Consider the following 20,341-nt stretch of genomic DNA (forward strand, 5'->3'; position numbering starts at 1 on the left):
TCGCGGTGTCCGTGTCAAGAAAGCCGCCGCACCACCTTCTCCGTCGACTGCCGCCAGTCCGGCGCGTTCCATCCGAACACATCCGCGAATTTAGCGCTTGATAGCCGGGAGTTGGCAGGGCGGCGCGCCTTGGTGGGGTAGTCCATCGTAGTGATATCCCGTACCCGCGCCCAAGAACCACCAGACTTCAGGCTTGTGTCCAGGATATGACGGGCAAAGCCACTCCAGTTGGTCTCGCCGGTGCCGGCCAGATGATAGGTGCCGAACGCGGCGAAGTCCTTGTCGCGGTGCAGCATGGCGGCCGCATGCAGGATCGCGTCGGCGATATCAAGCGCCGATGTGGGATTTCCCCATTGATCGGCCACCACCGAAATCTCGTCGCGGTCGGCGGCGAGCCTCAGCATGGTTTTCACGAAATTCTTTCCGAACGGGCTGTAGACCCAGGCGGTGCGCAGGATCAGGTGGCGCGGGTTGGCGGCCACCACCGCCTGCTCGCCGGCGAGCTTGGAGGTTCCGTAGACACCGAGCGGCGCCGTCGGGTCGGTTTCGACATAGGCATCGGCCTTGGTTCCGTCGAAGACATAGTCGGTCGAAAGATGGATGACGGGAACGCCGAGCCGCGCCGCGGCCTCCGCCACCTTGCCGGCACCGGTCGCGTTCACCGCAAAGGCCAGATCGGGCTCGTCCTCGGCCTGATCGACGGCGGTATAGGCGGCGGCCGACACGACGATATCGGGCTTCGCAACCGCGATGACGTCGATGACGGTATCGGGTCTTGCCAGGTCGAGCTCCGGGCGACCGAGGGCGACGACCTCCACGCCCGCGCGCGCCTGGCCGGCCTCAAGCAGGCTCGCCGCGACCTGGCCGTCGCGCCCGGTGACGAGGAGCCTCACGCGCCCACCTTGCGTGCTTCGCCCAGCCTTTCGCCGGCATAACGCTGTTCGCGGATCGGCCCCCACCACCATTTGTTGTCGAGGAACCAGTCTACGGTCCTGGCAAGGCCGCTGTCGAAATTCTCCCTGGGCGTCCAGCCGAGCTCGCGGCTTATCTTGGAAGCATCGATGGCGTAGCGGCGGTCGTGGCCGGGACGGTCGGTGACGAAGGAGATCAGCTCGCGATAGCGCCTGCCGCCGGCGCGCGGGCGCCTGGTGTCGAGCAGGTCGCAGATCGTCTCGACGACGGCTAGGTTGGTGCGTTCCGAATTGCCGCCGACATTGTAGCTCTCGCCCGGATGGCCTTTCGTGGCGACCAGTTCCAGGGCACGCGCGTGATCCTCGACGAACAGCCAGTCGCGCACATTGGCGCCGGCGCCGTAAACCGGCAGCGGCCTTTCGTCGAGCGCGTTGAGGATGACGAGCGGAATCAGCTTCTCGGGGAAATGATAGGGCCCGTAATTGTTCGAACAGTTGGAGAGTACGACCGGCAGGCCGTAGGTCTCGTGCCAGGCGCGCACCAGATGGTCCGAAGCCGCCTTCGAGGCGGAATAGGGCGAGGACGGCGCGTAGGGCGTCTCCTCGACGAACATGCCGCCGTCGAAGGGCAGATCGCCGAACACCTCGTCGGTGGAGACATGATGGAAGCGGAAACGGGCTTTCCTGTCGCCGGACAGGCCGCGCCAGTATTCGAGCGCGGCATTGAGCATCTTGTAGGTGCCGACGATGTTGGTCTCGATGAAGGCGCCCGGTCCATCGATCGAGCGGTCGACATGGCTCTCGGCGGCGAGGTTCATGACGATGTCGATATCGTCGCGGCGCAGTATATCGAGCACCGCCCTTTCGTCACAGATATCGGCCTGGGCGAAGCGGTAATTGTGGACATTCTCAATCGGCCGCAGCGAGGCCAGATTGCCCGCATAGGTCAGTTTGTCGAGGTTGGTCACCCGGTAGGCCGGATTGGCGCACAGATGCCGGCATACCGCCGAACCGATGAAGCCGGCACCGCCCGTCACCAGAAAATTCATCCCGTCGTCCTTACGCACCACACGCTCCATCAGGCGAACACCTCGGCCGCGGCCAACATAGGCGCCTTGAGGTCCTTGTCGGAAAGCTGGAACCCGCCGGCCAGCGACGGCCATTCTATGCCGATGGCAGGATCGTCGAAACGGATCGACCGGTCATGCTCGGGCGAATAGGTGTCGGTCACCTTGTACAGCACCTCGGTGTCGGGCACGAGTGTGACGAAGCCATGCGCGAAGCCCTTTGGCACCAGGATCTGGTTGCCTTTTTCGGCCGACACTTCGAGGGCGACCCATTTTCCGAAGGTTTTCGAGGCGCGGCGGATGTCGACCGCGACGTCGAGAATACTGCCACGGATAACGCGCAGCAGCTTGTCCTGGGCGCGCGGCGCAAGCTGGTAGTGAAGCCCGCGCAAGACGCCCGGGGCAGCGGAATACGAGTGATTGTCCTGCACGAAAGTCAAATCAATGCCGGCCTGCGAAAAGCGCTCGGCATTGTAGGTTTCCATGAAGAACCCGCGTGCGTCGCCATGGCGTTTCGGAACGATTTCAAGCACCCCATCGATGCCCAGGGATCTCACCTCCAGCATCTCTAGCCCTCCGAAAGATCGACGACGCGCCGGCGCAGATAGGCGGCGTATTCGTTCTTGCCCAGGCGGGCCGCGCGCTCCAGCACCATGTCCGCCGTCAGCCAACCCTGTTCGAAGGCGATTTCCTCCGGGCAGGCGACCTTGATGCCCTGGCGATGTTCGATCGTGCGCACGAAGGAAGAGGCTTCGTGCAGGCTGTCATGGGTGCCGGTGTCGAGCCAGGCATAGCCGCGTCCCAGCCGATGAACATGGAGCTGGCCGCGCTCGAGATAGACGTTGTTGACCGCCGTGATCTCGATCTCGCCACGCGGCGAAGGGCGGATGGTCGGGGCGATGTCGACGACATCATTGTCGTAGAAATAGAGACCCGTGACGGCCCAGTTGGACTTCGGTGTTTGTGGCTTTTCCTCGATCGTCAGCGCGGTTCCGGTCGCCTTGTCGAAAGACACCACGCCATAGCGCTCGGGATCCTCGACATGGTAGGCGAACACCGAAGCGCCCGTCTGGCGCGATGCCGCGGCGCGGCAAAGCTGCGACAGCCCGTCGCCAAAATAGATGTTGTCGCCCAGGATCATCGACACGCTGTCCTTGCCGATGAAATCGCGGCCGATGATGAAGGCTTCCGCGAGGCCATTGGGCTGCGGCTGCTCGGCGTAAGACAGTGCCAGCCCAAAATCCGATCCGTCGCCGAGTAAACCACGGAAAGCGGGCAGATCACGAGGCGTCGAAATGATCAGAATCTCTCGTATTCCCGCGAGCATCAACACGCTCAGCGGATAATAGATCATCGGCTTGTCGTAAATGGGAAGAATTTGCTTAGAGACCGCTAATGTTAGTGGATAAAGACGTGTTCCACTGCCTCCAGCAAGGATAATTCCTTTCAAAAAGCTCTCCTTGACATGCCAAAGCCCCCCGGCCCTGAGTGCCTGTGCTTAGGTTTCATGCATTGGCTTGTCAATGCGGCACACGACAAATGCATCGACCATGTTGAATACCGTCCATCGACGGGCGCCTCCCGCTTCGGCCGAACCCGTCTGATCCCATCCTGGCAAGGCCGAGGCCGTGATCACCGATCGCACTTTCGGCTTTATCGAGGACGGGCTTGGGGCATATCAACACCTAGGCCACAGCCATGATCACATATGCCTGGATTTTGGCGGCAACTTCGCCGTTGCCATGTCTGTCTGCAATGGCGGATGCCGCGTAGTCGGTCGCGGCGTCCAGTTTTCCAGCGTCCCTGGCCTCGATTTCGCTGCGAAGAACGGTGCCTTGACAATAAGCGACGGCCGGAAGGCGCGGCGAGGATGCGCGGCTTTGTTCGGCTCTCGTCTCGATCGCGACATCGGAGAAACCCGCGTCCTCCAGATCACGGCGGATCAGCACTTTGTCGTGGTAGCCGTGCGGCGTGCGTGTCAGGAAGCGCGGCGGATCGTCTGGGAAAATCCTCGCCAGCGCATTGGTCACGTCATCGGCGAACACATTCTCCTCGATGCGATCCCATACGTTGAACAAGAACCGTCCTCCCGGCTTCAGGACCCGCTTGGCTTCGCGGTAGGCGGAGGTGCGGTTTGGAAAGAACATCGCACCGAACTGACAACAGACGAGATCGAACGCCGCATCCTCGAACGGCAGCGCCATCGCATCCGCCTGGCGCCATTCGATGCGGCTGTCGGGTGTCTGCCGCGAAGCGGCGTAGTCGAGCATCGGCTGGTTCAGGTCGGTCACGACATAGCTTGCGTCCGGGGATAGTCTTGGTGCCAATGCGCGGGTGACGACCCCGGTGCCCGCGGCGATTTCCAGGACCGCGCCTGGCGACAGCGCCGCGGCTCGTTGCGCGATATCCACGGCGAACGGCTCGAAAATCAAGGGCACCATGTAGCGGTCGTAGTTTTCCGGAATCGAGCCCGCGAACAGCTTGTCCGTTTCCAACATGGCAATCCCCACCATCTGATGACTTGGGAGACTAGCACATTTTCTTGGTCCCTGGTCCTTTTCGACCGAAGGCCGGCCTCTACGCGGCCAAGAGCGCGTTCATCACGCCCGCCCAAAATAACCCTGGTACCACTCGACGAACCGCCCTACCCCCTCCGTGACTGAGGTGCGGGGGCGGTAGCCGACCGCCGCTTGCATCGCCGAAGTATCGGCGAAGGTGTCGGGCACGTCGCCGGCCTGCAGCGGCAGGAGCTCGATGACGGCCTTGCGGCCGAGCGCATTTTCCAGCGCCTCGACATAGGCGGTCAGTTTCACCGGGTTGCTGTTGCCGATGTTGAAGATGCGCCAGGGCGCGCTGCTGGTCGCCGGATCCGGATGGCCGGAGTCCCAGGCCGGGTTGGCCGCGGCAGGACTGTCGCTGGCGCGAATCACGCCCTCGGCGATGTCCTCGACATAGGTGAAGTCGCGCGTGTGGTTGCCGTTGTTGAACAGCTTGATCGGCTCGCCGGCCAGGATGCTCCTGGTGAACAGGAACAGAGCCATATCAGGTCGCCCCCAGGGACCGTACACGGTGAAGAAACGCAGCCCCGTGGTGGGCAGGCCGAACAGATGGCTGTAGCTGTGCGCCATCAGTTCGTTGGCGCGCTTGGTGGCGGCGTAGAACTGCAAGGGATGGTCGGCCGGGCGATGCTCGGAAAACGGCATGTCGGTGTTGGCGCCATAGACACTGGAGGTGCTGGCATAGGTCAGGTGCCCGACACGGCTGCTGCGGCAGGCCTCGAGTATGTTGGTGAAAGCGACGATGTTGCTCTCGACATAGGCGCGCGGGTTTTCCAGGCTGTAGCGGACGCCTGCCTGGGCGGCGAGATGGATCACCCGGTCGAAGGCGTGGTCGGCAAAGCAGCCATCAACCACGCTATGGTCGGCGAGATTGCCGTGGATGAAATGATAGCCTGCATTCGTGCCGCGGCTCGCCTCGGCCAGGAGCCGCAGCCGCGCCTGCTTGATCTCAGGGTCGTAGTAATCATTGATGCTGTCGATGCCGACAACCTCGTCACCGCGCTCCAGGAGCCGCCTGGCGACATGATAGCCTATGAAGCCGGCAGCGCCGGTGACCAGAACTTTCATCACAAAGGCCCGTCCGTAACATGCCTGGTGAACAGGCCCGAGCTGACCGCAGGCCAACCTCCGGCCCGGAGTGATCCGGGCCGGATGATCTCAAATCAGGAGCGCTTCAGCAATGACCAGACGGCCGGCACGAGGCTGGCCGCGAGAGCGACCTTGATCAGGTCGCCGACGATGAACGGCACGACGCCGAATTGCCAGGACTTTTCCGGACCGATGAGCAGCGCCAGCCAGGCGAAACCCATCGCCATCATGACCACTTCGGCAACCAGCATGGCGTTGAAAAGCTTGATCGGATGACGGTCCCAGCCGCGGTCGGCGGCCCAGCCGACAATCGCGGCCATGACCACGAAGCCGGCGAGATAGCCGCCGGTCGAGCCGAGCATATAGGCGATGCCTACGCCTTTTTCCGGCGTGCCCTGGAAGACCGGGAAGCCCATCGCGCCTTCCGCCATATAAAGCAGCAGGGTGGCGACGCCGAGCCGCATGCCGAAGGCGGCGGCGATCAGGAAGACGGCGAGCGTCTGCATCGAGATGTCGACAGGCCCGAGCACTACCTTGGTCTTGGCCGAAAGGGTCAACAGCAGCGTCCCGGCAATCGCCAGGACAAACTGCGTTGCCAGTCGCGCGGCACCTTCTTGCGGCAAGGCCAGAAAAACAAGCGGGCGCGTCGTCGTTGCGGTTGTCATGGTCTTCCCCATTCAATCTTGCCGCGAACCAACAATCGCGGCCTTGTGTTTTTCTATATTGGCTTGCGTGCTATGCGGCAATCGGTTTTGCCGTTCTTGGAATAATGTGGCGACATGGCCCTCAAATTCGATACCAGCTTCGACCCCGCTTATGGCCAAGGCGTAAGCGTGGCCCCAGACGTGCAACGCGTCACGGCTGGGAATCCCAGTCCCTTCACCTTTCATGGCACCAACAGCTATGTCGTGGGCCGCGACACGCTGGCGGTGATCGATCCCGGGCCGGATGACGAGGCGCATCTTCAGACCTTGCTCGACGTGATCGCCGGCCGGCCGGTCAGCCACATTTTCGTCAGCCACACGCATCGCGACCATTCCCCGCTGGCGGCCCGACTGAAGGAGCGCACCGGCGCCCAGGTGCTGGCGGAAGGACCGCACCGGCCGGCGAGGCCCTTGCATATCGGCGAAACCAATCCGCTCGACGCCAGCGCCGACACCGCTTTCGTTCCCGACATCGCGTTGCCGGACAGTGAACTGGTCAGCGGCGATGGCTGGGCGATCCGGACGGTCCTGACGCCCGGCCACACCGCCAATCACGCGGCATTCGCGCTGGAAGGCACCGGCATCCTGTTTTCAGCCGATCATGTCATGGGCTGGGCAACATCCATCGTCGCGCCGCCGGACGGGGCAATGGCCGATTACATGGCATCGCTGGACCGGCTGATCGAGCGCGGCGATCGCCTGCTGCTGCCTGGCCATGGTGGACCGGTGACGGCGCCGCGCGCTTTCATGCGCGGGCTGAAGGCGCATCGCAAGATGCGCGAACGAGCCATACTGGAGCGGATAAGAGCCGGCGACCGGACTATTCCCGCCATGGTCAAGGCTATCTACAGGGATACCGATCCCCGGCTGCACGGCGCCGCCGGCCTGTCGGTGCTTGCCCATCTGGAGGACCTGGTGGCACGCGGCGTGGTGGCGACGGACGCCGCCCCCGCCATGGATGGCACTTTCACGCCCGGCCAATAGACCTGCCCGCCCGCCCACGGTGTTCACCCGCCCGAAAATGGCTATTGGGCCGGCGCCGCGCCGACCTGGCCGGCGACTTCCTGGTCCAGTTCCGCCAGGAAATCGGTGATGCGCGCGGCATTGTCGCCAAGATCGTGGCGGCCGTAACGCGAGGCAGATCGCATATCAACGATGACCGTGTCGCCGTCATCCCTCACGCGAATGGCGACGTCCGCAGGAAGACCAAGAACGAAGCTCGAGGCGATGGCGGTAATGGTCACCTCTGTCTGCCCGGCGAGTTCGGGATAAGGCTCCGAAAGGTCCCAGCCGCGCCGGTCGAGCACGGTTTCAACGGCATTGACGACGGTCTCGAATGGTAGGTTGTAGCTGCGTGCGGTGACCAATGGATAGCTGTCGGTCTGCAATGTCTGCTCACCCGGCGTCGGCGGGGACAGCACGTTCATGTCCCTGGTCCGATCACCGACATCAAGCGCGGGCGGTTCATCGAAATCGGTCGAGATGTCGCGCAGTGGCGGATAGATCGTCGCCCAGTAGGCGGCAACGCCGTAGGGGGTGAGCACCAGCAGTGCCAGCAAGGCGCCGACGGTGAGATCACGGCCACCACGGTCACCAAAATTCCACAGCCTTGCAAAGGCCAGGCCGGCAAACAGCAGCGCCAGCGCCGCCAGCAGGGCGACAATGCCCAGCACCCACAGGAACACCGGCGTTTGGACGAGGCCGAAGCGATGGCCGACAAAGTTCGTCAGCAAAAGCACCATCGAAAAGGCGGCCGTGCGCCGCGACCAGCCGGCAGCCTTCGACGTTTGCCGTTCGGGAATGCTAACCATTATGCTCTGCGCTGCCCCAACCCGGATGGAGGTTTAGTGCCTTTTTGCGGCGGCTTGAAGCCGAAACACGCAACATCCCCTCAATCCGTCGGCAAGCGATAGTCCCTGAACTGCTGACGCAAGGTGATCTTCTGGATCTTGCCGGTGGCGGTGTGCGGTATCTCGCCGACGAACGTGACGTCGTCCGGCATCCACCATTTGGCCACCTTGCCATCCATGAAATCGAGAATCTCGGCCTTGGTCGGTTCCTTGCCAGGTTTGGCGACGACGACCAGCAAGGGCCGCTCGCCCCATTTCGAATGCTGGACGCCGATCGCCGCCGCTTCCGCCACATCGGGATGGCCGACAGCCAGATTTTCCAGGTCGATGGTCGAAATCCATTCGCCGCCGGACTTGATGACGTCCTTGGCACGATCGGTGATCTGCATGTAACCGCCGGCATCGATATGCGCGACGTCTCCGGTATCAAACCAGCCATCCTCATCGAACTGCTCCGCGCCCACACCGCCATAATAGGCGCGGGCGACGGCCGGGCCGCGCACCTTGAGCCGGCCAAACGTCTTGCCGTCCCAGGGCTGCGCGTTGTCGGCGTCGTCCGTCACCTTCATTTCGACGCCGAAAGGCGGGTAACCCTGCTTGCCCTGGACGTCGAGCCTCGCCTCGCCATCCAGGCCTGCATAGTCCGGCTTCAGGGTGCACAGCGTGCCGAGCGGCGACATTTCGGTCATGCCCCAGGCGTGGATGACCTGGACACCGTACTTGTCCTGGAATTTCGCCATGATCGCGCGCGGGCACGACGAGCCGCCGATCACGACCTTGTTGAGATGGGGAAGCGTCTTGCCGGTCTCTTCCAGATATTGCAGCAGCATCATCCACACGGTCGGCACGGCGGCGCTGAATGTCACCTTCTCCTGATCGAGCAACTCATAGATCGAGGCGCCGTCCATTTTGCAGCCAGGCATGACCAGCTTGGCGCCGGTCATCGGCCCGCTCTGGCCAAGGCCCCAGGCATTGGCGTGGAACATCGGCACCACCGGCAGGATCGTGTCGCGCGCCGACAGGCCCATGGCGTCGGGCATGGCAGCGATCATGGCGTGCAGCACGTTCGAGCGATGGCTGTAGACGACGCCCTTTGGGTCACCCGTCGTGCCGGACGTATAGCACATGCCGGCCGCGGTGCCTTCATGAAAGGTCTTCCAGGCGAAGTCGCCATCAACCTCGTCAAGCCAGTCCTCGTAGGCAACGACACCGGGCAGGGTCGTTTGCGGCATGTGCGCCTTGTCGGTGAGCACGATCACCTTCTTCAGCGATTGGACGGCACCCGCGATCTTCTCGAGCAACGGGATGAAGGTAAGGTCGACGAAGACGGCCTTGTCCTCGGCGTGGTTCATGATCCAGACGATCTGTTCGGGAAACAGGCGCGGATTGAGGGTATGGTAGATGGCACCGATGCCCATGATGCCGTACCAGGCCTCGATGTGGCGGGCGGTGTTCCAGGCCAGTGTCGCGATGCGGTCGCCCAACGCGAAACCGTCGCGCTCCAAGCGCTGCGCGACCTTGAGGGAACGACGATGGATGTCGGCGTAGGTGGTGCGCACGATCGGTCCCTCGATCGAACGCGACACGATCTCGCGCACACCATGCTGCCTTTCAGCGTTGTCGATCAGCTTGTGGCACAGTAGCGGCCATTCCTGCATCAATCCCAGCATGCCGTTCCCTCCCTCACGCTTTTCACGTCGCGCTTTTGATCGCATTGTGAAGCGAACCGGCGAATTGTCCAGCCACCTACGGGCGCAGCGGACGAAAGTCGGAGTTCGACCTGTATTTGGCAAACGATTGAATCCGGACGCTTTTTGATTTCGTTTGGCGGGCCTTGCTGCCATTCGAGTGACAGGGGCTTCAAATACATTACGTCGGCGCAAACTCTCGTGATCGGACCAACCGCAAAAAGTGTCATAATCCGGCCATCGTCGGTGTTAAACTTCGTTAACGGGCAAAGGGGTGCGATTGGCGACTGAGAGAGGTTCGCATGGACGCGCTCGACGATAAGGTTCTCGAGAGTACGCTTGCCAAAAGCCTGGCCGATCTGGTGCCGGACGAAAAGACTGTTTCCGAAGACGAGTTCGTAGAAGTTGTCGGCGGCGCGCTGGAAGCGGTCGGCGGCACGCTGCTGTTCAAGATGTGCGTCCAGAACGAAGGGGAAGGCCAGCATGTCGCGGCGGCATCCGTCGGCGATGGCGGCAATCGCCAGTTCCTGCTGCTCACCTTGCCAACCGGCGGCGGGGCGCTGAAAGTCGAGACCATTTCCAGAAGCAGCAATCCGGTGGCGGGCATCGCGGCCGCCTATGCCGGGCTGATGGATGCCTTCAAAACCGCCGCCTGAATTTCCGCGGCCATGAGAAGGCAATCTTCGCGCCACGCACGGGCGCATGGCGTCTGTTTTGTTTGTGACTACGGGTCTTGCGCAATCCGGCCGTCCACCACACTTTAGGTCGGGGCAAGGAGGAACCAGCATGGACAAGATCGCCAACCCGGCACCCGGCTTCCAGCGCAATCCCGACAAGATCATCACGATAGAGCCCTATTCCGGCACCGTCACGGTCCGCGCCGGCGATACCGTCATCGCGTCGTCCGCGAGGGCGAAGGTGCTGACGGAGGCCCCCTACCCCGCCGCCTTCTACATTCCGTTCGCCGACATCGATTTCGACAAACTCAGCCGAACGGACCACGCGACCCACTGCCCCTATAAGGGTGACGCCAGCTATTGGAGCGTGCTGCCGGCGGGCGAAGCGGGCAAGGACGCGATGTGGGCCTACCGCCAGCCGTACGACGAGATGACCGAGATCCGCGACCACGGCGCGTTCTATGCCAGCAAGGTCACCATCGAAGCCAAGCCGGACTGAACGCTTCGGCCCGACGCACTTAAGGGTGCATTGAGATTCGGTTCATGCCCAGTCGTTAGAGCGGTTCGGCGGTTCTATCAAACACTGAACCGCCCTACTCAGTGGTGCCGTGATCGCCCGTCCCGTCGGCGTCGTCGAGCCGCACGAAGGTCATGCCCTTGTCCTTGAGTGCCAGCAGGCCCTGCACCACGCCCTCGCCGGCGGCGTGGGTCGGCTGGTTGATGTGCGAGATAATGACGTCGCCATCCTTGGCAGCGGCGATACGCCTGGCGGTTTCCTTGGCGCCGAGCAGCGAGCCGCCGTCGCCATTGATCGAGAAGCCGGCAATCTTGAAGCCCAGCTTGCGAATCATCGCGATGGCCGAGGGGCTGTATTCGGCGGTTGCGCCACGGAACCATTTCGGCGCCGGCTCGCCGGTCGTGGCCAGAGCCGCGGCCCCTGACTCGACCTCGGCGAGCACAGCCTCCGGGCTGCCGGCGCTGCTTATGCCATAGATCTTCCGTGGCGTGTCGACCGCCGGAACATGGCGACCGCCGTGATTTTCCAGTTCGAACAGGTCGGGATGCGCCCGCATGATCGCGACGGCATCGGCGTTGCGCTTCAGCCAGATGCCGGTGACGAAAATGGTGGCCGGTATCTTGTTGTCCACCAGCGCCGAGAGAATGCGCGTGTCGGTCTTGCCGCCGCAGGCATCGAGCGTGAGCGCAACGCGGCCGGTTCCGCTTGCAGCCGGATTGATGTGCAGCGTGGGTTCGACCAGCGGCGCGGCATGGGCACCGGATATCAGCGCCGCCGACATGGCGATCGTGCAGAGATGTTTTTGCAGCAGACGCATCAAACCAAATTCCCGAAACCAAATTCTCGGCCGGCGACTTCAAGCCGCCATCCCAAAAAACCCGCATGAAGGCGGAAATCGGACGAGGGATAGCAGAAAAACGCCTGGCGCGGCAATTTGACCTCCGGCTTGGTGAACATTCGGCGACAGTCTTGCCGACCGATCGCCCTCAGACAACGCGTTCCTTTTTCAGATCGGTGCGTGCGAGGATCTCGCGCACGGCGTCGACGACCGGCTTCACCTCCAGACGCCAGACACAGCAAGCCTTGCTGGGGTCGGACCGGCGACACAAATCCCTGGCCACGCAATCGCAGGGCATTGACGGCCGAAGCGCGATGCTGGGCACGCCGACAGGTCCCCAGCGCGACGGATGCGTCAGGCCGAAAAGGCCGACAACCGGGGTACCCGCGGCAGCCGCCATGTGCATCGGGCCGCTTTCGTTGCCGAGAAACAGCCGGGCCTGTTCCAGGACCGCCAGCAGGCTCTCGAGCGAAAGCGCTCCGACCAGATCGACCACCGGCGTCACGGTCCCGGAAACGATCCGCGCGGCGGTTTCACGTTCGCCTGGCCCTCCCACCAGGACGACGCCCAGTCCGGTTTCGACCGCAACCTGGTCAATTGCCTCGGCAAACCGTTCCGGCTGCCATTGCCGGCCCTTGAAACTCGCGCCCGCATGGACGGCGACGAAGGCGTTCGGGTGGATATCGTGCGTGCCCAGAAGCGCCAGGGCTTTCGTGGCCTCGAATGTCGGCGGCTGGATGCTCGGTACCGTCACGCGCAAATCGATGCCGAGTGCTTCAAGAGGGGAGAGATAGCGATAGACAAAATGCTGCCCGCCAAACCCGTATGGTTTGGCAAACACATTGGCGGGCTGCCGCTCCAGCAGCTTCAGCGGCCTCTCGGGAGGATTGTAGCCGACACGCTTCCTGGCGTTGACGAGCCCGCTGACGACCCGAGAGGTCTTGGAATCGGTCAAATCGATCGTCAGGTCGAAGTGGAAGCGGCGCAGCGCCCGCACCACGGCATAAAGTTCTCTTCCACGTTCCAGCGGGTTGCCTCGCATGCGGGCCCGCCTGAACGCAACCACCTCGGAAGCGATGCCATGCGCAAGCACGAAGCTCTCGAAGTGGGCTTCGCAGAGGAATACGATCCTGGCACCGGGGAATTCGAGCTGTAGGTTCCTGGCGAGCGTCGAGGCGAGGACGATATCGCCTATGAACTTCGTTTGAATAATCAGGATCGAGTGGAACGGAGCGGGTGATATCTGCAACGTCTGTTTCCGGAGACAATTGGCGGTCATCCGCAAATTGGTCGCAAACAATGTCGAGATTACGCTCATGTCGCCAGCACATTCACGTGAGTTTTCATACAAAACCGTAAGCTTCGTACCGGTCTAGCCGCGTCCTGCCTTTGCGTGCACCGCGGCCTGCGCCGCCGCCAGCCTGGCGATCGGCACGCGATAGGGTGAGCAGGAGACGTAGTCGAGCCCGACATCCTCGCAGAAGCGGATCGACGAGGGATCACCACCATGTTCGCCGCAGATGCCAAGCTTGATGCTAGGCCGCGTCGCCCTGCCCTTTTGCGCCGCCATGCGCACCAGTTCGCCGACACCGTCGATATCGAGGGAGACGAACGGATCCTGCTCGATGATGCCCTTCTGGCGGTAGGTTTCCAGGAAGGAGGCCGCGTCGTCGCGCGAGATGCCGAAGGTGGTCTGGGTGAGGTCGTTGGTGCCGAAGGAGAAGAACTCGGCCGACTCCGCGATGATATGGGCACGGATCGCCGCGCGGGGGAGCTCAATCATCGTTCCAGTGAGGTAATCGATCTTGACGCCGCTCTCGTCCATGACGCTCTTGGCGACCGCGTCGATACGCGCCTTCACATAATCGAGTTCCTTCACCAGGCCGACCAGCGGCACCATGATCTCGGGCACCACCAGCGCGCCGGCTTTCCTGCCGGCCTCGACGGCCGCCTCGAAAATGGCGCGCGCCTGCATCTCGGCGATCTCCGGGTAAGAGACGGCGAGCCGACAGCCGCGATGGCCGAGCATCGGGTTGAATTCGTGCAGCGCCTCGGTGCGCTGTCTGAGCTTGTCGGGCGATACGTTCATGGCGGCCGCGACTTCGGCGACTTCCGCTTCCGTCTTGGGCAGGAATTCGTGCAGCGGCGGATCGAGCAGGCGGATCGTCACCGGCAGGCCGGCCATGATCTCGAACAGCTCCAGGAAATCCGAGCGCTGCATGGGCAGAAGCTTGGCCAGCGCGGCGCGCCGGTCCTTCTCGGTGTCGGCCAGGATCATCTCGCGCATGGCGACGATGCGGGCGCCGTCGAAGAACATGTGCTCGGTGCGGCAAAGACCGATGCCTTCGGCGCCGAAAGAGCGCGCCATGCGCGCATCGAGCGGCGTTTCGGCATTGGTGCGCACCTTCATGCGGCGCACCGCGTCCGCCCACTCCATGATCGCGGCGAAATCGCCTGACAATTCCGGCTGCAGCATCGCCACGGCGCCCTTGAGCACCTGGCCGTTGCCGCCATCGATGGTGATGATGTCGCCCTTGCGGAAGGTTTGTCCCATCGAGAGCAGCGTGCCGGCCCTGTAGTCGACACGCAGCGAGCCGGCGCCCGACACACAAGGCTTGCCCATGCCGCGCGCAACGACGGCGGCGTGGCTGGTCATGCCGCCGCGCGTGGTCAGGATGCCTTCGGCCGCATGCATGCCGTGGATATCTTCCGGACTGGTCTCTATGCGCACCAGGATCGCCTTGCGTCCTTGCGTCTTCAGATCCTCGGCATCGCCGGAGGAAAAGACGATCTCGCCGGTGGCGGCTCCCGGCGACGCCGGCAGGCCGACGCCGATAACGTCGCGCGCGGCTTTTGGGTCGATGGTCGGGTGCAGCAACTGGTCGAGCGAAGCCGGATCGATGCGAGCGACCGCCTCCTCCTTGGTGATCAGCCCGTCCCTGGCCATCTCGACGGCAATCCTGAGTGCTGCCTTGGCGGTGCGCTTGCCGGACCTTGTCTGCAGCATCCACAATTTGCCGCGCTCGATTGTGAATTCGAGGTCCTGCATGTCGCGGTAGTGCTTTTCCAGGCTGTCGGAGATGGTGACGAAGGACTGGAAGGCGTCCGGCATCAGCTTCTGCAGTGACGGCTTGTCGGAACCCGCCGCGATGCGCGCCGCCTCGGTGATGTTCTGCGGCGTGCGGATGCCGGCAACGACATCCTCGCCCTGCGCGTTGACCAGGAACTCGCCATAGAGCTGCTTTTCGCCGGTCGACGGGTTGCGGGTGAAGGCAACGCCGGTGGCCGAGGTCTCGCCCATATTGCCGAACACCATGGCCTGGACATTGACCGCCGTGCCCCAGCTTTCGGGAATATCGTGCAGGCGCCGGTAGGTGATGGCGCGGTTGTTCATCCAGCTCGATAACACCGCGCCGATCGCGCCCCAGAGCTGCTCGTGCGGATCCTGCGGGAACGGCTTGCCCAGCTCTTCCTCGACCTTGGCCTTGTAGAGCGCGATGACGCCTTGCCATTCGATGGCCGTCAGCTCGGTGTCGAGCTCATGGCCGAGGCTGGCTTTCTGGTCTTCCAGGATTTCCTCGAACACCTCGTGATCGAGACCCATGACGACATCGGAATACATCTGGATGAAACGGCGGTAGCTGTCATAGGCAAAGCGCGCATCGCCGGAATCGGCGGCCAGCGCCTCGACCGTCTCGTCGTTCAATCCGAGATTGAGTACGGTGTCCATCATGCCGGGCATCGACGCCCGAGCGCCGGAACGCACCGAAACCAGGAGCAGCTTCGACGGGTCGCCGAACCGGCGGCCAGTCAGCCGGCCGATATGGTCGAGCGCGACGGTGACGTCGGCTTCCAATCCCGCCGGGTAGGTACGGCCATCGGCATAGTAGGCATTGCAGACCTCGGTGGTGATCGTGAAGCCCGGCGGCACCGGCAGGCCCAGGCTGCACATCTCGGCCAGATTGGCCCCCTTGCCGCCCAACAGATTCCTGTCGCCGGCACGGCCTTCCGCCGCACCATCGCCAAAGGTGAAAACCCATTTGGTCATGCTTTGCTCTCCGGTTGCAGGAGATTGGAAAGATTGGCGAAACGGAAAGCTCCGCCCGTGTCCGACTTCGAGCGATATGATGCTGCAGTGCGAAACGCAAGCGCCGGGCAAGTCGTGGGGTCGCTACAATCGATTAAGAAAAAGCCATCGCCCGGGATGCGTCAAAAAGACTTGCCGCCTGATGGCTCCATGTCTAGAACATAAAGGGAACAAAGAGGTGCCTCATGAAACAGCCCGGAAAACTGGACTATCTGGAAATGCCGGCGACCGGCGGCACGCTGGACCGGATGAAAGGCTTCTACAGTGCCGCCTTTGGCTGGTCGTTCACCGACTATGGACCGACCTATTCGGCCTTTGCGGAGGGGCTGGACGGAGGTTTTCAGGCCGATGCGGAAGAAGCGCCGGCCAAGCCGCTGCCTGTGCTTTACAGTGAGAATCTGGAAGAAACCCTTCGCGCCGTCGAAAGCGCCGGCGGAACGATCGTCAAGCCGATATTTCCATTCCCCGGTGGTCGACGCTTCCACTTTGTCGACCCAGCCGGCAACGAGTTGGCTGTGTGGTCCGTATGATCCGTTGCGGATCATCTGGCGGCAATCGCGCTGCTGGTCAGCCGGGTGCCTTCGCGGTCGCTCATAAGCATTGTGCTTTTCGGCTGCTCTGCTAATAACGCGCCCGCACAGCGACTCTGACGGCTTATTGGGGCGTCGCCAAGTGGTAAGGCATCGGTTTTTGGTACCGACATTCCCAGGTTCGAATCCTGGCGCCCCAGCCATTGTTTATTTATTATTTAGAATCAGCCACTTACACAGAATTCAATTTCCTGATGTAGGGTATTCTAGGTCACCTGTTTAGGTTCCTATTCCGCCGAGCTGACCATCACTTTTTCGTCGGCTTTATGACGGGTAGTGTCGTCATCGTCGTGCCAGCTTGTTCTTTGCTGGAGGTCGGCCTGCGGCCAACCACGGAGATTTTCTTCATCGGGACCGATCCTTAAGTCTATTTGGCGGTTAACGCTTTGGCGGTCGAGGCTGTGGCGGCGGACCTATAGGGGTTCCTGTTCCCGGCGTCGGCCGTGAAGGAGTTGGCGTAGGCCCAGGTGACGGAGCAGCGGGACGCGGGGGCAAGCTCATATTTTCCCTGTCGTAGTTGGCGTTGTGGCAACTGGCGAGGAGGCCGGAGCGGCTGGCGCCGCAGCCGGCCCTGCTGCTGCGGCTGGACTTACGGCGACGGGCGACGAGCTTGGGAACAATGGTCGCGATACGGGTTGACCGGGCATGAGTGCACCGTTTGTCGATATTTCTGAATTAGAGACGACGGCCGTCGCGAATGGATTTACGGTACGCTTCGACATCTCAGACCTCATTCGCTCTGATAGGCAAAAATCAGCAGACAAATTGCTCCCATGGCAAACAAAATACCAGACACCGAATTCAATTTACGCGTTACTTTGTCCCAAAAATTGGAAACCTCTACCTCCCAATTTTGAGTCCGCATACAATTATCCAAGTGCTCAATCGCCACTTCTGCCGCCTTGGAGCTTACAAAGTAGGATAAGACATTGAGCAGAATTGCGAAGACGAACAACGTCCATGACACCACTAAAAACCCAAGAGCAACCTTTATATTTTGGTCTTGAAAACCCTTTAGAACTACAAGAGAAAAAGCCAAGGCGCCGGAAGATAGGGTCAGGATTGACTTATCGAATGATGACGATTGCTCGACACGGATTTCATCCAATCGATTCCTGTGAGCAAAGTATGTCTCCCAGTCCAAACCTGCTGGAGGTTCCGGTGCTTCGCTGGCGTCGCTCATCTCAAACGTCCAACACGAGTGATTCGCGATTAGCTTAGTCGAAAAGGTCGCGACGCGCTTCAGGGCCCGGTCTCACCAGCAGCCAACGGGCGAAAACCCTATAGACGCACGTTTGCCGAAGCTCGAAGGCTACGATGATTGCAGCCATATAGCGAGTGGTGCCGCCAACCATTGGCAACCTATCCGGTCCCGTGTGGGCTGGATACGCGCCACTCCTGCCTATTAGGTAAGAAACCGCCCACCAGGGCAGAAAGCATTCAATATGATCGAACTCGTTTTCCGAGCGGCCATTGATCCGCACCTAGTCAGTATGATCCTTGTGCTGCTCATCACAACAATGCATCAAAGAGAAGGACGGGTCGAACCTCGTCCTTCTCATACATCGTAAGTTAATCCCGGAGGGGACATGCAAACTATCGTAAGGCAAAAATTGTCTGAGGCCGGGATGCTCGGGGTGATCCTAATGATCGTAGGGCCGGTCGTGGCGGGGTTTGCATTCTTGTCGATCGCGTCGGCGGGCCGGTCGTTGACTGGCGTGGCGCCTGACGTGACATGGCTCTACATCGTCGCCATGGTCGGCAGCATGGCGACGATCTTGTCGCTGCCGTTCGTGATCGTCGGCAGGCGCTACATTGCCGAGGGTGTTGCTCAATAGCAGGTTCCAGCAAGCCGAAAGGGCGCGGTGTGATCCGCGCCCTTTCGCTTCTCCATATCCCTCGCCTATGGCCTCAGGTCGACGTAGCTTTTTGGAACCACTCCAGCACCCAAGAGAGCGTTCGTGATGATCTTGTCGCGTTCTTCTCTTATGCCGGTCGCATTGAGGACGGTTTCGACAAGAGCACCAAATTCTAGATCGTCGATTAAATGCCCCTCCCTCTGGCAGCGTGTCCTCTCAAGTTTCGACGCCGGCACTTGATCCCTCCGACATCTCAAATGTGTGCTATTTTTGCTACATTTTCTGGCCGTCTGCCCAAAATCTATCGTTTAGTCACAGCTTAATAATGAAACGTCCACGTTAATTTGTAAGATAGCGAACAAAGCTAGGCGCCGAGCCCGGCTGGGGCGCCCTAAAAAAGGGCGGGGAAACGTGGGTGGGAAAATGAAGACGACAGGTCTGTCGACCAAGGTCATGGGCGTTGGCCTCTTGATGACGGCTACCATGCTGAGCTGCTGGGGCGCGCATGCATTGACGCTCAAGGAGGCCATGGCGGTTGCGGTGGAATCCAACCCGGAAATCGGCCAGGCCATCGAAAACCGTGAGGCGATCGAGTTCGAGCTGCGGCAGGCGAAAGGGCTTTATCTCCCAAGCGTCGACCTGCAGGCATCTACTGGTGCTCGCCGCCTGGACAACTCCTCCCGCCGAGCGCTCTCCATCGAGCACGACGCGCTTTATCCCGCGGAGACCGATCTGACGGTTTCACAAACGCTTTATGATAGCGGCGCAAGACGAGCCGAACTCAACCGTCAGGCCTCGCGAGTCGATGGCGCCTCGTTCCGCGTGCTGGAGCGATCCGAGTTCATCGGGCTGTCGGTTGTCCAGGATTACCTGGAATACATGCTTCAGGGCTCGATCGTGGCAGAGGCAAAGAAGAATCTAGGCTTTCATCAAGCGATTCTCCACGACATCAGGGAAGGCATCGCAGGCGGCGGGTTGAACGAGGCCGACCGGCAACAGGCCGAGGAGCGCTTGTTCGCGGCCAAGGCCCGCATGCAGGAAGCCTCCGAGGAACTCGAGGCTTCGAGGATACGCTTCTTCAAGACAGTCGGGAAACCGCTGACCAATGCTTCGCGGCCCGGCGATGTTTCCTCCGCGCTGCCAAGGTCCCTAGATGACGCACTGGGCATTGCGCGGGAGAACAATCCGCGCGTCCACATGGCCAATAGCGATATTGCCGCCGCGGCCTCGCAGGTTGACGCCGCTCGGGCGAAATACGGCCCTTCGATCGTCGCCGAAGGCACCGCCCGGGCCGGATATGACATTGACGGCGACAATGGAGACACGTCCGATTTGCAGGCACGATTGGTGCTGCGTTGGAACCTGTACCGCGGCGGCATCGACAAAGCGAATGAGCAGGAGCAAATCCGCCGCGCCAGCGAGCAGCGGCTTGGGCTGCATCAGGTTCTGCGGGAGATCGAAGAGGCCGTTCGCACGTCCTGGGATCGCCGCTTCCGGCAAGCCGATCTGGCAAAGACCCTGAAGCTGCAAGCCGCTTCCAGCGAGAAGCTGGTTGCCTCTTATCGCGAGCAGTTCAAGGTCGGACAGCGCTCGCTGCTCGATGTGCTGGATGCGCAGAATACACGGTTCAACACAGCTACGCTGGCGGACACCGCGTCCTACGCATCCCTCTTTGCCCAATATCGGCTTCTGGCAGCGACCGGGCAGTTGCTGAAAACGATGGACATCCATCCGCCAAAGCAGGCCACGGCCTACGCCAAGGACGAATTTGCCGTTCCGGCGAACGCGGATACCGAAACCTATGCACGGACCCCGTCGGAACAGACGAACGATATACCTTTCGACATCCTTGCCCCGGTCAGGAAGAAGTGAGCCGGTGTAAAGGGGGGTTGAGGGTCCTGGCGGG

At 61.7% G+C, this 20,341-nt stretch carries 19 protein-coding genes and 1 tRNA gene; 7 read left to right on the top strand and 13 right to left on the bottom strand.

Features of this window, described 5'->3' with window-relative positions; genetic code table 11:
• Nucleotides 1-14: 14 nt before the first annotated feature.
• The 7 genes from rfbD to M653_RS0125800 form a co-directional block, all read right to left on the bottom strand.
• Complete coding sequence (rfbD, locus tag M653_RS0125770) at nucleotides 15-893, bottom strand: dTDP-4-dehydrorhamnose reductase (RefSeq protein ID WP_027145913.1); 879 nt, start codon at nucleotides 891-893, stop codon at nucleotides 15-17.
• Nucleotides 890-1,960 (bottom strand): dTDP-glucose 4,6-dehydratase, encoded by a 1,071-nt coding sequence (rfbB, locus tag M653_RS0125775; RefSeq protein ID WP_027145914.1) that lies wholly within the window; start codon nucleotides 1,958-1,960, stop codon nucleotides 890-892. The genes rfbD and rfbB overlap by 4 nt, the downstream gene beginning before the upstream one ends.
• A 29-nt stretch (nucleotides 1,961-1,989) precedes the next feature.
• On the bottom strand, nucleotides 1,990-2,544 hold the full coding sequence (gene rfbC / locus M653_RS0125780; protein WP_027145915.1) for a dTDP-4-dehydrorhamnose 3,5-epimerase: 555 nt from the start codon (nucleotides 2,542-2,544) through the stop codon (nucleotides 1,990-1,992).
• 2 nt (nucleotides 2,545-2,546) lie between these two features.
• Nucleotides 2,547-3,428 (bottom strand): glucose-1-phosphate thymidylyltransferase RfbA, encoded by an 882-nt coding sequence (gene rfbA / locus M653_RS0125785; RefSeq protein WP_027145916.1) that lies wholly within the window; start codon nucleotides 3,426-3,428, stop codon nucleotides 2,547-2,549.
• 235 nt (nucleotides 3,429-3,663) lie between these two features.
• Complete coding sequence (locus M653_RS0125790) at nucleotides 3,664-4,476, bottom strand: class I SAM-dependent methyltransferase (protein ID WP_027145917.1); 813 nt, start codon at nucleotides 4,474-4,476, stop codon at nucleotides 3,664-3,666.
• Between the two features lie 102 nt (nucleotides 4,477-4,578).
• The gene (locus M653_RS0125795) at nucleotides 4,579-5,604 is read right to left on the bottom strand and encodes an NAD-dependent epimerase (protein ID WP_027145918.1); all 1,026 of its coding nucleotides are present in this window, start codon (nucleotides 5,602-5,604) and stop codon (nucleotides 4,579-4,581) included.
• 95 nt (nucleotides 5,605-5,699) lie between these two features.
• Nucleotides 5,700-6,290, bottom strand: coding sequence for a biotin transporter BioY (locus M653_RS0125800; protein ID WP_027145919.1), 591 nt, complete (start codon nucleotides 6,288-6,290; stop codon nucleotides 5,700-5,702).
• A 114-nt stretch (nucleotides 6,291-6,404) separates the two neighbouring features.
• On the opposite strand from M653_RS0125800, the gene M653_RS0125805 reads away from it, so the two are divergent.
• Complete coding sequence (locus tag M653_RS0125805) at nucleotides 6,405-7,313, top strand: MBL fold metallo-hydrolase (RefSeq protein WP_027145920.1); 909 nt, start codon at nucleotides 6,405-6,407, stop codon at nucleotides 7,311-7,313.
• 41 nt (nucleotides 7,314-7,354) lie between these two features.
• Here the strand turns inward: M653_RS0125805 and M653_RS0125810 are convergent, their stop codons facing one another.
• Complete coding sequence (locus M653_RS0125810; protein WP_027145921.1) at nucleotides 7,355-8,140, bottom strand: DUF1499 domain-containing protein; 786 nt, start codon at nucleotides 8,138-8,140, stop codon at nucleotides 7,355-7,357.
• An 80-nt stretch (nucleotides 8,141-8,220) separates the two neighbouring features.
• Nucleotides 8,221-9,849, bottom strand: coding sequence for a fatty-acid--CoA ligase (locus M653_RS0125815; RefSeq protein ID WP_027145922.1), 1,629 nt, complete (start codon nucleotides 9,847-9,849; stop codon nucleotides 8,221-8,223).
• A 320-nt stretch (nucleotides 9,850-10,169) separates the two neighbouring features.
• On the opposite strand from M653_RS0125815, the gene M653_RS0125820 reads away from it, so the two are divergent.
• Both M653_RS0125820 and M653_RS0125825 read left to right on the top strand, forming a co-directional pair.
• Complete coding sequence (locus M653_RS0125820) at nucleotides 10,170-10,523, top strand: hypothetical protein (RefSeq protein WP_027145923.1); 354 nt, start codon at nucleotides 10,170-10,172, stop codon at nucleotides 10,521-10,523.
• 130 nt (nucleotides 10,524-10,653) lie between these two features.
• Entirely contained in the window at nucleotides 10,654-11,043 is a 390-nt protein-coding gene (locus M653_RS0125825; protein ID WP_027145924.1) for a DUF427 domain-containing protein, read from the top strand.
• A 94-nt stretch (nucleotides 11,044-11,137) separates the two neighbouring features.
• Here M653_RS0125825 and M653_RS0125830 read toward each other — a convergent pair whose 3' ends face one another.
• From M653_RS0125830 to ppdK, 3 genes are all read right to left on the bottom strand, one after another.
• Complete coding sequence (locus M653_RS0125830) at nucleotides 11,138-11,878, bottom strand: polysaccharide deacetylase family protein (RefSeq protein WP_027145925.1); 741 nt, start codon at nucleotides 11,876-11,878, stop codon at nucleotides 11,138-11,140.
• Between the two features lie 169 nt (nucleotides 11,879-12,047).
• Entirely contained in the window at nucleotides 12,048-13,148 is a 1,101-nt protein-coding gene (locus tag M653_RS0125840; protein ID WP_027145926.1) for a glycosyltransferase family 9 protein, read from the bottom strand.
• A 123-nt stretch (nucleotides 13,149-13,271) separates the two neighbouring features.
• Complete coding sequence (gene ppdK / locus M653_RS0125845) at nucleotides 13,272-15,947, bottom strand: pyruvate, phosphate dikinase (RefSeq protein ID WP_027145927.1); 2,676 nt, start codon at nucleotides 15,945-15,947, stop codon at nucleotides 13,272-13,274.
• A gap of 224 nt (nucleotides 15,948-16,171) precedes the next feature.
• Between ppdK and M653_RS0125850 the strand changes: the two genes are divergently transcribed.
• Both M653_RS0125850 and M653_RS0125855 read left to right on the top strand, forming a co-directional pair.
• On the top strand, nucleotides 16,172-16,516 hold the full coding sequence (locus M653_RS0125850) for a VOC family protein (protein ID WP_027145928.1): 345 nt from the start codon (nucleotides 16,172-16,174) through the stop codon (nucleotides 16,514-16,516).
• A gap of 128 nt (nucleotides 16,517-16,644) precedes the next feature.
• Nucleotides 16,645-16,719: transfer RNA gene (locus M653_RS0125855), tRNA-Gln, on the top strand.
• Nucleotides 16,720-17,306: 587 nt separating this feature from the next.
• Here the strand turns inward: M653_RS0125855 and M653_RS0125860 are convergent.
• On the bottom strand, nucleotides 17,307-17,759 hold the full coding sequence (locus M653_RS0125860) for a hypothetical protein (RefSeq protein WP_027145929.1): 453 nt from the start codon (nucleotides 17,757-17,759) through the stop codon (nucleotides 17,307-17,309).
• Between the two features lie 406 nt (nucleotides 17,760-18,165).
• On the opposite strand from M653_RS0125860, the gene M653_RS0125865 reads away from it, so the two are divergent.
• Nucleotides 18,166-18,414 carry a hypothetical protein gene (locus tag M653_RS0125865; protein WP_027145930.1) on the top strand — a complete coding sequence of 83 codons (249 nt, stop codon included), beginning with the start codon at nucleotides 18,166-18,168 and terminating at the stop codon, nucleotides 18,412-18,414.
• A gap of 444 nt (nucleotides 18,415-18,858) precedes the next feature.
• Nucleotides 18,859-20,307 carry a TolC family protein gene (locus M653_RS0125870; RefSeq protein ID WP_027145931.1) on the top strand — a complete coding sequence of 483 codons (1,449 nt, stop codon included), beginning with the start codon at nucleotides 18,859-18,861 and terminating at the stop codon, nucleotides 20,305-20,307.
• Nucleotides 20,308-20,341: the final 34 nt, after the last annotated feature.

The organism is Mesorhizobium sp. WSM3626 (genome assembly GCF_000513935.1).
In the GTDB taxonomy this organism is placed as follows: domain Bacteria; phylum Pseudomonadota; class Alphaproteobacteria; order Rhizobiales; family Rhizobiaceae; genus Mesorhizobium; species Mesorhizobium salmacidum.